This window comes from Bacillus sp. FSL K6-6038 (assembly GCF_038050455.1).
Taxonomy (GTDB): domain Bacteria; phylum Bacillota; class Bacilli; order Bacillales; family Bacillaceae_G; genus Bacillus_A; species Bacillus_A pseudomycoides.
In genome coordinates this window covers 2,977,205-2,990,008 of the sequence record NZ_JBBOUH010000001.1, presented here as the reverse complement: position 1 = coordinate 2,990,008, position 12,804 = coordinate 2,977,205, and the positions used below count along the sequence as shown (strand labels likewise).

The following is a 12,804-nucleotide window of genomic DNA, read 5'->3' as shown; positions in this document are numbered from 1 at the left end:
AATCCACTAACCATATCTGGAGAGAAACAGGATTCTCATCATAGACTATAAAGTAAAAGGTAGAAACAATCATACTCCTATTAATAAATTAATTCCAAATATGATAATATAAATTATGGAAAAAGATGAAAAATTGTAGGGAATATACTAGACTGAAAAGTAGGAAGGTTTTTATTAGACGAACAAAAGTTTAAGGGGAGTTTAAAATGGCTATAAAAGTAATAAGGGCAACAGGTATGATGGGTGGGGCTACAAGAGTAGCTTTAAAAGTGGATAATGAAGTTGTAATGAAATTAGAAAATAATGAAGAGTACACGCTCCCTTCTGATGTAAAAGAAGCGAAGATAAAAGCAAATCAATTATTTTTTGGAAGTAAAGAAAAGCAAGTAAAAAGTGGCGATATAGTCGAAATTAAGATTAATGGTCTAGCGATGCTATTGTGTATGGTATCGTTAATAGCAGTATTATTTGGTTCAAAGATTGATCCTAATGCTATTTGGTTTGGTGTAATCGGCTGTTTGGTAACGCTTGTCTATTCAATAAATAATTGGTTCACGTTAGAAGTTAAATAACAGAAAACAGCAGAGGTTTTAAAAACTCTGCTGTTTTTTTACATCATAATTGTTTAAATAGTGTTTTGTATTCTAGTAATTAGTGAATAACAATAAAATCGGGAGGTACATCATGAGTTATAAAGAACAACTTGCTATTTTATATAAAATGCGCTTTATGGAAAATGAAGGCGATGATATTGAAGAATTTGAAGAAATATTAAATGAACTATCATTTCATGCAGGAAATGAAGTGATTCCAGAACTTTGTAAAATATTTGAAGACGAGGTAGCGGAACCTTCTACAGACAGCGATGTAATTGAAACCATTTTTTATATTGCAAGCCGGAATGGATTAGAGGATGGACTTGTACAGTTAGCGAATGGAATACCAAATATGTTATCCCAGGCAGAATTTTGGGCAGATAGAATTCATCGAACACTTTTAAATTCAGAAGAGTTAATTTTGCCATATATTAAAGCTTTACAACAGGTTGATGGGCATACGAAACAAATAGTGAAAGATATTTTATGTAATGTAAAGAGTGAGATGCCGGAGTTATTTGCGGAAAAGGTTGATTTTATATTAAGTCATTCCGCAATCAATGAAGTGAATTGAAACTGTACAAAAGAAATTTGAGTGGCAATAAATGAGAGGAAGGTAGCTATAAAAATGTACTCAAATTCGCTAATAAGAATATAATCAATATCACTTTAGGAGTGATAGAAATGAAAAAAATGAGTCAACTCATTGCACAAATAGAGTCTTTATCTGATTGTCGTGTGCTTGAGCCTGCAGGATTACCGATAATTAATGAGAAGAAGCATATCCTACCTGAGGATGTAAAGGGATTTTACAGTCTTTGCGGAGGAGCGGTTTTGTTCGAGAATGAGGAGTATCCGATTTATATTGTCTCCCCACAAGAATTTATTTTAGCAAATCCAGTAATAATAAGTGAGCAGTGTGAAGATGATATTACTTCCAATTGGTATATTATATGTAATGATGGAAAAGAGGAATACTTAACAATTGACCTAAATCGAAATAGATTGGGGAAATGTTATGATAGCTTCTTTGATCGTCATGGAATTGCAGGGGAATCACAAATCATTGCAACATCGTTTATAGATCTACTTGAAAGACTTATACATAATAAGGGGAAGTATTGGTATTGGATGCAGAGTGATTTTGTATCACTTGGAGATGCTTATGATGGACTCATATAATCATTCATAAATTTTAAAATAACGCTGTTCTCATATGCAAATGATGCTCTTCTTCTAACGTATTCAAATTCATCAAGTGAAAATTGATTAAGGAGAGTTTTGATTTCTTTGCTATTCTCAGATATCTCTCCAAGTCCATAAGCTATTTGCCACCTGGCATCGTGGTCTGGAAAAGATACCGAGTGTTTCGCAAGGGATAGAAGTTGGCTTGGATTTTCTATCAAAGTATCAATAATTATTTCACATTCGTTGTCTCTCGCTAAAATATATAGAAAATCATTTAGAAGGTCAGAACTCCATTTTCCAACAGGAGAAGCATCTACTAGCATATTAACAAGGCGATATATTCTATCCCAATGGAGATATTCAGTTTCCCATTCACCAAAGGACTTATCTGCTGTTTTAGCCCAATTCCTAAATTTTTCAATCTCTAAAAGTAATTCATCCATTGTAATTTTCGCCTCCTTATCAAGCATTTAGCATTTGTTCTACTTGTTTTTCAAATGCTAAATGCTTGTCTATTTCTAACCAACGGAACCAATAGAGATAGTTATCAAGGTATTTTGTAGCCACACCTTGGACACGATTGTATCAAGCTATCAACGAGGTGGTCAAGAAAGCAACAATCTATGCGAAAACAGCGTTAAATAAACAGTAGTAAAAAACTTGATTGTACAATGCCTTTCAAGTTTTTTGATTTGAAAATTGCTAGGATTGTAAAATGTAGTGGTAGACAATCAAAATGATGGGAGAAAGGTAGGAAAAGGAGAACTGACATGGTGATTTTAAATTAGACTTAGCTTTTCATGCCTAAACAATTACTTTAAATTCAACATGATAATGAATACCTAATGGAGGGACCAGAAATGGAAAACTGGAAATACAATGAATTGTTTGAAGCCATTAATGAGGCCTATAATGATTTTTTAACTTTAGATAGAGGACAGAAAGATGCAATTGCGAGAACTTGTTATGAGTATATAAATCTCGGAGAAATAGAAGACGTAATTGTTGATACAGCTGTAGGTGAAATAGTGTTATCTCATGACAAAGTTTTCATTGGGTATATAAAAGGTATAACAAAGAGATTAAGCAAGTTTAATCCACTAGACGCAATGGGGGAATTAACACAAGAAGAAATAAGAGATTTATCTAACAGAATACATAAAGTATTGGAAGGTCTTGAAAAAGTAGAGATTGATTATAATCCTTCAGCAGAATAGCGCGGTTTATTCTCTTTAGTGCTGAAGAGGAAGTATTTGAAGGTAAACGAGTAGGAGAAAAGCTATATCTTTGTTTTGCTCAAAATAAATGAGAAAGCGGGAATTTGAGTGGGGAGCTATTTTATTAAGATAGATGGGTTTGAATATCCAGAAGCATATAGAAAAGCAATTGAATTACATTTAGTGGATTTTGATTTATGGTATATGATGGAATCAGCACAAGCAACTAGACGCTTTCTTGATTTGAAAGAAAGGTATCCAAATAGAAAATTAGTTCCTTTTGCTAGAAGAGATGATAATGATGATATTGCCTGCTTTGAATTTGGAAAAGGACAAAAGGTTCAAGTGATTCATGACTTCGCTACAGAAGGGTTTGAACAGAGGAAGGAATTCGATGATTTTTGGGAATGGCTGGAGTTCGCGATTAGGGAAATGATTGATTTCAATAGAATGGAAGAGGAGTAAATTATGGGGATGAAAAAAGGAAAGGGGTATTTAAATGAGTTCACCTAAAGAATTTTGTGATAGATGGAATGAAAAAAGAGACGGGACATTAAACAAATTAGATCGAGATATGTTACAGCATACAAATTTATCTAGTGATACGAGAAGGTTTTTAAGTGAAGCGGGTCTTCCAGCATCGGCTGCTCCATTTATAGAGTTTGATAACGCAACTGAATTAATGCAGAATGTAACTCAAAAATTTGGCATGCCAATAGATTTTGAGTTTTATTGGTTTATAGGTACGACTGGTTCTGGAGATCCTCTTTGTATTGATGAGAGAACAAATAATGTAGTCTATTTACATCACGACAACAACTATGAAGAAATCTTCATTAATTCTTCCATTCATCAATTTGCAGAAAGCCTTCTATTGTTTTCTAAGTTAATAGATGAAGCGATTCAGATAAATGGTGAATTTGCATTTTTAGATAATGAAATTCCGGAATCAGTGCGTATCTGGTTTGAAAATGAAGTAAGGCGTATCGATTCAAAGGCTGTAGAAAAGAATACATTTTGGTCTGAGGAACTTGAAAACCTTACTGAATAAAAGAATGTATTTTATAGATGATGTACTTCATCTTTGGGACATCTATCGGGATTTCATAATTAATGTTTCTCTACATATTTTTCTCTGAATTTTGAGATGAAGCTCCATTATTTTGAAAAGAAAATCGAAGAAAGTAAGGCATATAAAAATGATTAATCAACTTAAAATCTTAAATCCTCAAGCACTTATAAGTATTTTTGGAATGATACCAGAGTTTGAACAATCAGAGTTATTAGATGTTCATCTTAAAAGAGATGGTCCGACTTTAGTTATTCGAATCATGACAAAGGAACCTGTTGAAAATAAACCGAAACGATGGAATAAATGGGATGTAATTTATATAGAAATTTCATTCTTTTGTATTCAAGATTTAATAATCAAAGATATAGGAACAGACAATATAATTCATCAATTTGGAATAAATGCTATTGAAGAAGAAGGGGTATTAAAAATTAAGTGTAGAAATCAAATGCAAGTTGAATGCTTATTTAGATGGGCAAAAATAGAGAACATAACCCCTGGTTTAATAGGGCTACACTGACCAAGTTTTAGTAGCTAAATTTAAGAACGCCTATTTTTTATAAAATGTAACATTTGAGGAGGGCTGCTACTTGGCTACATATTCTGTCATTCTTGAATCGAGTATTAAAGGTCGCGTTTGGATGCATTATTAATAGAAGAGGACGATGCTAGCAGTGGGTAAGGAGAATTCAAAATAAAACGACCCCTAATAAACGAGTAAGAATGCATAAAGGAGGGTTAATATCGAAAATCCAGGGGTAATGTCTCTATGGCTAGGGAATTTTAAGAGTAAAGAAATGCTGCAAAAGTATGTGGAAATAAAATTTGATGAACAGGGAGACAGAATCCCATCACAATTTATGAGAGATTTTCAAATTGATTTTATAAATTACAATGAAGATCTATTGGAAATCATATTTATTGATATTTCAACTACATCTTTACAGTTGTTATTAGAAGGCGCATCTTATTATGAAAAGATTATATCTCAATTCATAGATTATTATGGGGAACATATGTTAGAGAGTTATAACACAGTGATTAGAGTGTATGATTTTGAATATAACGAAGCTAATGCTGTTGAAAATAAGCACCTTGTTTATGCTGGCGCAGTTATTTATGAAGAGTGGGAAGAATAATATTGGTGAAGACATTTATGGTCAAAGTATCTGCTGCTTATAATGTGGTGAAACGCTCAAAGCATAATAAGTGTGTTTTAAATTTTTTGTTTAATCTTTAATGAAAAATATAAGGCTACTAGAAATATTCGGAGAGTATGAACGCATGAAAACTTCGTCTATTTAATTTTTTGAAAAGGATATATTTTCTTGTATATCATAATACATTATAGAAAAATGCTGAGAGGGGTGTATGTGATGGGTTTCCCGCCTCAACAACAAGGTAGACCTGGCATTGAATCATTAATGATACCCAGACCTATATTTGATAACCCCAATTACAAACCAGCCGGTAAGCTTATAAATAAGGTAGCACTTATAACTGGTGGAGATAGTGGAATTGGTAGAGCTGTCGCTGTAGCATTCGCGAAAGAGGGTGCAGACATAGCAATCTCATACTTAAATGAACACAGCGATGCAAAAGAAACGGCGTTCTATGTCAAAAAGTACGGCCGTAGTTGCATTACCATTCCAGGTGATATTGGGTATGAGCAGCATTGCCAACAAGCAGTAATGCAAACCATTCACCAATTTGGCCGTATTGACATTTTGGTGAATAATGCTGGTGTACTATACATAAGGAATAGTCTACTTGATGTAGATTCGAACCAACGAGCAAGTACCTTTCACACAAATGTTTTTTCTCAGTTTATTTTTACGAAAGTTGCTTTGCCATACATGAATTCAGGGAGCTCCATAATAAATACAACATCCCTTAGTGCTTATGATGGAGATCAAGATGCAATTGACTACGCGGCATCTAAAGGAGCAATTGTTTCATTTACACGTTCGCTGTCATTGTCACTGGCATCGCAAGGGATTCGAGTGAATGGTGTGGCCCCGGGACCAATTTGGACTCCATTAATTCCATCTTCCTTGCCTCCAGAATGGCTCGCTACATTTGGAGACCATGTTCCTATGAAGCGAGCCGGTCAACCGTTTGAAGTGGCACCTGCTTATGTATTCTTGGCCTCCGATGATGCATCTTACATATCAGGGCAAATTCTGCACGTGAATGGTGGGGAAATTATAAATGGATAAATACTAACAAAACTGATATTAATTATTGTTCAAACTGGGTATTTTCCTTTCACCCTATATTCACTCAACTCTCTTTTCTTCTTCATAAGGAGTAAATGTCCTATTTGAAACATGATGGAAGACCAGAGTAGAATGGCAATCAATTGCCCAATGTTAATGCTAGCAGCTGTTGTAGGGATTTTTCATCACTGTTTATGTACAAAGCGATAACACGTAAAAATGAAGTGTACAAATATCATTGCTAATCAGCTTTATAAGTTAATAGAAGAAATCATCTGGAGCACTGGTGTAACGCAAGGTCATTTTAACAATATTGTAAAACAGTCAAGGGAAGAAGAGTAGTATTTCAAGGAAGCAATAAAGAATATTTAGTGATGAAGAGGCACTTTAACAAGCTACAATAAAATTGTTAAGGTGCCTGTATCGTTTGTGAATAGATATTATAATTGAAGGGAAACAAAAATACCGGAGGAATCACGATGCCAACCTACAATAAACTAGTACGTGCCCCAATCCAAGAAATGATTACAAATAATAGTAAAACACTTACTTACAACAAGAATACTAGATGAAAAGAATACATAGAAGAAGTATGCAAGAAAACAGGGGAAGAGTTAACGAAGCATTTAGAGGCGAAAAATAAAGACTATAAAGTAGAAAAACTAGCAGATTTATATTGCTTTCTTATTGTTCTTTGTTTTTAGTTGGTTTGAGTCTAGTTTCAAGTATACAATTTAAACAGGGAGGAGGAAAAATTGAAAGAAATGGACAAGTAATTCAAGAATGGGGTCCAATTGATTATGGTTTCAAATCTTAATTGAGTAAAGTGGAAGTCCTTCAATTTTATAATGTAGATAACGATGAATATGTTGGGACAAATGAGAAAGATATACTATTAAACTTTATGAAAGTACCTGTTTTCCAACAAACAGTAGATCGTGTCTTTTGGTGTAGTTTTTAACGAATGTTTTGGTTATGTTTTGCTAGGGAATGTATTTGTACTTCGGTATAAGTAATTAGCAAGAAAATAGAATAGTAGTATCCGATAGGAGAATGAATAGATGAAAAAAATAAACCATAAATTATTTGGTGAACTTATCTATGATGGATATTGGACCGGAAAACAAAAAATAGCTATTTTGGGTCATGACAAAATAGTTCCTTTAACTATTGATGGGGAAGAACATGATGTGTTTTCTGCAATTCAAGAAGAAGCTTATAGCAAATTCATCGCTGATACAAATAGACTTATACAAGAAGCTGAACAAGCTATATTCGAATATTATCAAGAAGAATGTTTAGAGTATAGAGCTATGTTAGGTGATGAGTCTGCTGATGAAATAGTACCAATTATAACAACTACTCAACAATTAGGAAAGTTGGTTGATCCTATAGGACTTACTATTTTACCAGATTTCGAAGATGGAGTTAGAAGGCTAGGATTAATATTCAATTGTACATGGGAAGAGGACGGTATTGGTGTAAGATTTGAGAATGAAGAAGTTATTGAAGTTGGTTATCAGGATATTGTTATTTAAATTGTAGAACGAGAAAACTTACATATGAATAAAGTTTTGCAAGATAAGGGCGTTCACAGTAAGAGAACAGGTTTCTATACGATGGAGAGTATAATAAGGAGAGGCAATATGGAATATAAAGGAATGGCTTCGTTGTGGCTTGGAACAAGTCAATCATATCAGCATCTTCAAGAATATGTTGATATGGAATATACAGAAGATGGAGATAGTATAGATTCAAAATTTGGAGTGAATTTCGGTTTTGGTTACTATGATGAAGATCAAATCGAAATTATGTTTTATGAGGAACCTAAAATACATATAGAAGAGATTTTACTGGATTTCTCTTATAGTGAGGTAATTATTCCGAGATTTAAAGATTTGATGAAAAAAGTAAATGTAGAGGACAGGATGAATTCTGCTATAGTGCTTTATGATTTTCAATACGATGCTGAGAAAGTAGAAGATACATATGAGGGTTTAGAATTTATATTTATTGGTGCTGTACCTTATAATTAATGATTTTTAGGTATTTAATGAAATATCAAAACATCAAGGAGGAAAAAATGAAAATACAAACGGAAAGTATTATTTATCCTCTCCCAGATGATACGTTGCTAGAAAGAATAGAGGGAAATCTGGAAGTCAAATTCCCTTCAGAATTTTGTATGTTTATTAAGAAAAATAATGGAGCGATTCCCATCACAAAGTATTTTGCACATAAAAACAATCGGTATGTAGTAGAGCGTTTCCTATGTTTATTGGATAACCCAAGTGAAAATCCAAAAGGTATGTATGATATGAAAGTAGTGTTTAGTCAATTGGATGAACGAATTATTTCGGATGAGGATTTAACTGGTGCGGAGATAGTTCCTATTGCGGCTCTATATGCGGGAGATTTTGTTTGTATAGATTATCGGGAAAATCAAATGAGTCCAGAGATTTGTATTTGGTATCATGAGGATTCAGATGAATTTGAACCATTCGCTGAAAAAATAGCGAATAATATAAATGAGTTTTTTGAAATGTTATCAGAATAAGTTGAAAAAACTGCAAGATAAAACGTATTTTATGTAAGAAGCTCGTATACATATTTTCTTGATAAAATTATATGATGAATTGGAATCCCTAGTAAACGTAAAAATATAAAATAGAAATATAGTACAATAAATGTAATGTAAAGTTTAATTGGAATAGAAAGAACAGTGGAGCGATTTTTGCAATTTGAAAGGTTGGAAGATATGAAAAGTAAAATGAACAGAGAGGAACTTATTGAACTTGTAAAAAAGATCTATAATCTTGATTTACCAGAAACAGAACATAGCGAATATGTGAATCAATTCAATAATAGCGGTGTTCCGCATCCGACACCTAGTGATTTAATATTTTGGAATGATATAGAATTAACACCTGAAGAAGTAGTAGAATTTGCATTAAGTTATAAGAAAGAAAAAGAATAACTTTAATAAGTAGATGAGAGAGTTTAGAAGGAGATTGTATTAGTATTTACATAGAGAAATGTTGTAAATAAGGAGAGGGTTAGATGGAAAGTTCAAAAGTTGTATTATGTATACCTGGTTTATGGAAGAATAGAAGTGAACTTATTGAGGCGATTGTAAGAAAAAGTGAGGGATATATGTTTGCTGGGAATTATATGAGTAAACTAGGGGACCCGAGTATTTTTTTTGAAGTTGATATATATGAACATGACGAGCGAGTAGCAGAAGCGTTTGAAATTGCTGGATACAATTCATTTACTGAGGAAGACCTTGATCCTATTAGAAAACATTCTTTAGCACTGTATTTAATTGGGGAAGGAGGTTCCATTGAAAAGATAAGGAAGTTAGTTGATGCTGCAAATGCACTTGTAAAAGCTGGAGGGCTGGGCGTGAAAGTTGAATCCTCAGGTACTGCAAATACAATTGAAAGCTGGAAGGATATGTATCATACAGATGATGAAGTCCAATTATTCAAAGCTTTTGTAACAGTAGTCGCAGAAGATGATTTTTACTATACGTGTGGTATGCATTGCTTTGGGCTGCCGGATGTAATTACTTTTAAAGATCAAGTAACCCCGCAATATGCTCAAGAATTAATGAACGTTTTTTGTCTGTATAATCTGATTGAAAAGCCTAGCTTAACGGACTATTCTACATTCAGCCTAGATGAAAATAACCCTCATTTTATATTGCAACATACGGAGTGTAAACATTTTTCAGAAGATGAATTGTTTTATAATCAGTATGGTATTTGGGCGTTAGTAAAAAAAGAGTAGTATAAAATTTGTTGTGATAGGAATAGATGGTGCAGGAAATCCGATTTGTTGTAAATAACTAACTGTAAAAATGATGAGAGTTGATATGGATACTGGTGAATAAGAATGGAGTACTTCTAATTTAGGGGCATATTTACATAGGCAGTTACTGAAGAGATACAAATCCATTTTTGATGATAGATTTGTAGGGGGAAAATTAAGTGAAGTAAAGGGGAATATGCGTGTCTATTAAAAATGCAATGCAACAATACTTTAGGTTAAGAATAAAATTAGCGCACGAAGGTTTAGATTTTCTATTAAAAACACCAGTTCTTGAAGAAATGAATCCTATTCTTTATGATGGGGAAATAGATGAGGAAGGTTATATTCTATGGAAACCAGTAGAAAAAAATATCGTACACGACTTTATTCGTTTAGAACAAGAAATGGATATTCACTTTCATCAAACGGTTATTACGTACTTTAATTCCTATTGGTTTGCTGAATTAAATGGTTTTTATAAAAATTATTATATTGAATTAGAAGCGGTATTGCCGAATATTGAATTGCATTCATTTAAAGAACGGTTAAAGGGCTATAAGGGGAACCATCAAGAGAGATTAAAACATATCCCAATAGGTATTGAAGGTAATGGAATGTTAGTTGTGATTGACAATGAAAATGGGAAAGTGAAATTAGAAGATTTTGAGAGAAGTTCATTTGAAACAATTTCAGAAAATATACAAGAATTGATTTTGAATTTACGTTTGAAGAGGTGATAGTTAGTACAAGTTTAAAGGAACTCATTTCTCGATTAAGCTTCCAATGAATTAGTAGTGTTTTGTTGGCTTTATATCTGTTAATTGGTGTGTATTGTTATAGAAAGTAAAGGGGCGTATTTATATGACAATCCGGTTTTGTAAGGAAGCAGTTGCATACTTAAAACCAATAGTAAAAGAGGATCTTGAGGAAGAATGCTTTATTTTATCTGAAGAAAATAGTTTTGTCCATACATTTTTTAATGAAGATTTAATGATTACCTTTTTAGTTGAGGATCATCAAAACGATTATTTTCAATATGTTCAAAATAAGCATATATCAGAAGAAGGATTGGATGAGGAACAGTTAGTAGAAATCGGGATCAATAATCTTTATAAATTAGCAGATGAAAAAGAACTACGGGTTCACACGCTATCGGAAGGGTGTTTTGCTTTAATTCTTGACGGGAATTTCGAAGCTAGCTTAATTGTTCTAGACGACTTATGGGAGCACTCATTAAAAGAATTCGTATCAAATGGGTATGCAGTTGCGATACCAGCGAGAGATATTCTTGTTTTTTGTGATTGTAATGCTAGTAACGGGATTGAAAAAATGAGAGGAATAATAGAAAAGGTTTGGGAAGATGGAGATCATTTACTGATTGATAAAATTTTGGTGAGAAGTGAGGGGAAATGGAGTTATTCAGAGTGAAAATGATGCACATAGGAAAAGGGGAAGAAATTAGTGGGAAAGTTTATTAAGAAGATAGGGGATAAAACTTTCATTGCTCAGGCGGAAAAGATCTTCGCAGTGCAGGTAGAAGGGTTATTTCATTTTTTAACTGAAGTAGAAAATGATCGATTAATAGATGGGTTTTCTATACAAGTTGGTTGGTCGATTTATTTTCTTGATAAAAGGGAAGATGGATTTCATATTACTGTACATGATTATACGAAGAATCCATTTGAAGATATGACAGATGATTTGACGATTTCATTATGGATACTATTAACACAAGTGAGTTTTTTAAAACCATTAACAATTGAAGGGGAATTGCTGCGATTTTGTGATAAAATTGTCGCTGCCAAAAATGTCTTAAAGTTAGATGATATTTACTTAGAAAGAACAAAAGATTGTGAAAAAGGTGACTCCGGTTGGTATATAGGTCCTATTAATGATGAGGATGATACAGAAGAGTACGAAGCGTTTTATGCATATGAATTACTAAAATTGAAGCCTTCACTTATTCAAGTACTAACACTACCTTCTGGATTTCTTGTAATCTTTGAAAAAGATGTAGTGAAAGCAGTGGTAGATGAAAATAATGTGAACATTTTGGATAGGATTAACGATAAATAATCTGGTATAGAAAAAAGACCCAGCCATTTGTTAATGTTAGTATCTCAATAAAGTGTAAAAATCGAATCGTGTAGGATGAGCCTTATTACATATTGGAGCAATTACTTAGGGAGGAACATTTGTGGCTTATAAAGATAGTTTATTTCATGTTGTTAAGGATAAAATTATATTAACTATGTTTATTTTACTTACTGTTTTCCATATGATAAATTTTGCATTTTTCTTCTTTTTTGCAGTTACGGTAGCTTTGTTTTGGGACGATCCGAATGCTGATATGAGTACAGAATATGCGCCAATAGTTATGCCGTATTTATATCCAGTTCTTATCGGTGGGATATGTATATTTTTAGCTTTTGTCAGCTGTTATTTCTATCAGAAGTACGCACCGAATTCTAAGTGGAAAAAGGTAGCTGTGGAAGTGCTTTTTCTGATTGTTGCATTTGTCATTCCAAGATTTTTTGGTGCATTTAAAATTCCTTTATTGGACATGCTTTCAAGATAAAGAGTTTACTATTGAGTATTCAAGAAACAAAAAGTCTCAGTAAATCGAAATTTACTGGGGCTTTTTGTTTATCGTTATCTTTTGAGTGAGACAGTTCACGATAAGAATGTAAAAAATAAAT

Annotated in this window: 21 protein-coding genes and 2 pseudogenes; 21 read left to right on the top strand and 2 right to left on the bottom strand. The window is 32.9% G+C overall.

The annotated features are described in order from the left end of the window. The first annotated feature begins 206 nt into the window (after positions 1 to 206). From NSQ40_RS15620 to NSQ40_RS15610, 3 genes are all read left to right on the top strand, one after another. On the top strand, positions 207 to 572 hold the full coding sequence (locus tag NSQ40_RS15620; RefSeq protein ID WP_003203397.1) for a hypothetical protein: 366 nt from the start codon (positions 207 to 209) through the stop codon (positions 570 to 572). Positions 573 to 684: 112 nt separating this feature from the next. Beyond that, entirely contained in the window at positions 685 to 1,170 is a 486-nt protein-coding gene (locus NSQ40_RS15615) for an Imm30 family immunity protein (protein ID WP_003203399.1), read from the top strand. A gap of 110 nt (positions 1,171 to 1,280) precedes the next feature. Further along, a complete protein-coding gene (locus NSQ40_RS15610; protein ID WP_033796244.1) occupies positions 1,281 to 1,778 on the top strand; it encodes an SMI1/KNR4 family protein in 498 nt (165 codons plus the stop codon). Here the strand turns inward: NSQ40_RS15610 and NSQ40_RS15605 are convergent. Both NSQ40_RS15605 and NSQ40_RS15600 read right to left on the bottom strand, forming a co-directional pair. Then, positions 1,760 to 2,227 carry a hypothetical protein gene (locus tag NSQ40_RS15605; RefSeq protein ID WP_033796245.1) on the bottom strand — a complete coding sequence of 156 codons (468 nt, stop codon included), beginning with the start codon at positions 2,225 to 2,227 and terminating at the stop codon, positions 1,760 to 1,762. The two genes, NSQ40_RS15610 and NSQ40_RS15605, sit on opposite strands and share 19 nt — an antisense overlap. 19 nt (positions 2,228 to 2,246) lie before the next feature. Next, positions 2,247 to 2,366 (bottom strand): annotated as a pseudogene (locus tag NSQ40_RS15600) (IS1595 family transposase); the annotation flags it as partial. Between the two features lie 278 nt (positions 2,367 to 2,644). On the opposite strand from NSQ40_RS15600, the gene NSQ40_RS15595 reads away from it, so the two are divergent. The 18 genes and pseudogenes from NSQ40_RS15595 to NSQ40_RS15515 all read left to right on the top strand — a co-directional run bounded on the left by NSQ40_RS15595 (position 2,645) and on the right by NSQ40_RS15515 (position 12,683). Continuing rightward, positions 2,645 to 3,001, top strand: coding sequence for an Imm3 family immunity protein (locus tag NSQ40_RS15595; RefSeq protein ID WP_033796246.1), 357 nt, complete (start codon positions 2,645 to 2,647; stop codon positions 2,999 to 3,001). Positions 3,002 to 3,109: 108 nt separating this feature from the next. Next, positions 3,110 to 3,466 carry an SMI1/KNR4 family protein gene (locus NSQ40_RS15590; RefSeq protein ID WP_003203407.1) on the top strand — a complete coding sequence of 119 codons (357 nt, stop codon included), beginning with the start codon at positions 3,110 to 3,112 and terminating at the stop codon, positions 3,464 to 3,466. Positions 3,467 to 3,500: 34 nt separating this feature from the next. Then, positions 3,501 to 4,052 (top strand): SUKH-4 family immunity protein, encoded by a 552-nt coding sequence (locus NSQ40_RS15585; RefSeq protein ID WP_003203409.1) that lies wholly within the window; start codon positions 3,501 to 3,503, stop codon positions 4,050 to 4,052. A gap of 148 nt (positions 4,053 to 4,200) precedes the next feature. Continuing rightward, positions 4,201 to 4,593 (top strand): immunity 50 family protein, encoded by a 393-nt coding sequence (locus NSQ40_RS15580; protein ID WP_003203411.1) that lies wholly within the window; start codon positions 4,201 to 4,203, stop codon positions 4,591 to 4,593. Positions 4,594 to 4,816: 223 nt separating this feature from the next. Then, the gene (locus NSQ40_RS15575; protein WP_033796247.1) at positions 4,817 to 5,212 is read left to right on the top strand and encodes an immunity 22 family protein; all 396 of its coding nucleotides are present in this window, start codon (positions 4,817 to 4,819) and stop codon (positions 5,210 to 5,212) included. A gap of 237 nt (positions 5,213 to 5,449) precedes the next feature. Further along, on the top strand, positions 5,450 to 6,292 hold the full coding sequence (locus NSQ40_RS15570) for an SDR family oxidoreductase (RefSeq protein WP_018766793.1): 843 nt from the start codon (positions 5,450 to 5,452) through the stop codon (positions 6,290 to 6,292). Between the two features lie 219 nt (positions 6,293 to 6,511). Beyond that, the gene (locus NSQ40_RS15565; protein WP_003203419.1) at positions 6,512 to 6,634 is read left to right on the top strand and encodes a hypothetical protein; all 123 of its coding nucleotides are present in this window, start codon (positions 6,512 to 6,514) and stop codon (positions 6,632 to 6,634) included. A 137-nt stretch (positions 6,635 to 6,771) separates the two neighbouring features. Continuing rightward, positions 6,772 to 6,966 (top strand): annotated as a pseudogene (locus NSQ40_RS29480) (nucleoside triphosphate pyrophosphohydrolase); the annotation flags it as partial. Between the two features lie 143 nt (positions 6,967 to 7,109). Further along, positions 7,110 to 7,253 carry a hypothetical protein gene (locus tag NSQ40_RS15560; RefSeq protein WP_176134302.1) on the top strand — a complete coding sequence of 48 codons (144 nt, stop codon included), beginning with the start codon at positions 7,110 to 7,112 and terminating at the stop codon, positions 7,251 to 7,253. A gap of 100 nt (positions 7,254 to 7,353) precedes the next feature. Further along, positions 7,354 to 7,830 (top strand): DUF6985 domain-containing protein, encoded by a 477-nt coding sequence (locus NSQ40_RS15555; protein ID WP_003207564.1) that lies wholly within the window; start codon positions 7,354 to 7,356, stop codon positions 7,828 to 7,830. Between the two features lie 108 nt (positions 7,831 to 7,938). Then, entirely contained in the window at positions 7,939 to 8,328 is a 390-nt protein-coding gene (locus NSQ40_RS15550; protein ID WP_258248329.1) for an immunity 22 family protein, read from the top strand. Between the two features lie 47 nt (positions 8,329 to 8,375). After that, on the top strand, positions 8,376 to 8,849 hold the full coding sequence (locus NSQ40_RS15545; protein WP_033798062.1) for an SMI1/KNR4 family protein: 474 nt from the start codon (positions 8,376 to 8,378) through the stop codon (positions 8,847 to 8,849). A gap of 201 nt (positions 8,850 to 9,050) precedes the next feature. Continuing rightward, positions 9,051 to 9,269 (top strand): bacteriocin immunity protein, encoded by a 219-nt coding sequence (locus NSQ40_RS15540; RefSeq protein WP_033797027.1) that lies wholly within the window; start codon positions 9,051 to 9,053, stop codon positions 9,267 to 9,269. A gap of 83 nt (positions 9,270 to 9,352) precedes the next feature. Beyond that, a complete protein-coding gene (locus NSQ40_RS15535; RefSeq protein WP_003198555.1) occupies positions 9,353 to 10,084 on the top strand; it encodes a DUF4261 domain-containing protein in 732 nt (243 codons plus the stop codon). A gap of 221 nt (positions 10,085 to 10,305) precedes the next feature. Continuing rightward, positions 10,306 to 10,842: a SecY-interacting protein Syd gene (locus NSQ40_RS15530; protein ID WP_003198556.1), complete on the top strand. Its 537-nt coding sequence runs from the start codon at positions 10,306 to 10,308 to the stop codon at positions 10,840 to 10,842. Between the two features lie 124 nt (positions 10,843 to 10,966). Further along, positions 10,967 to 11,533 (top strand): DUF1444 family protein, encoded by a 567-nt coding sequence (locus NSQ40_RS15525; RefSeq protein WP_003207573.1) that lies wholly within the window; start codon positions 10,967 to 10,969, stop codon positions 11,531 to 11,533. Between the two features lie 33 nt (positions 11,534 to 11,566). Beyond that, positions 11,567 to 12,181, top strand: coding sequence for an immunity protein Imm33 domain-containing protein (locus NSQ40_RS15520; protein ID WP_003198560.1), 615 nt, complete (start codon positions 11,567 to 11,569; stop codon positions 12,179 to 12,181). Between the two features lie 121 nt (positions 12,182 to 12,302). Beyond that, entirely contained in the window at positions 12,303 to 12,683 is a 381-nt protein-coding gene (locus tag NSQ40_RS15515) for a hypothetical protein (protein WP_003198562.1), read from the top strand. Positions 12,684 to 12,804: the final 121 nt, after the last annotated feature.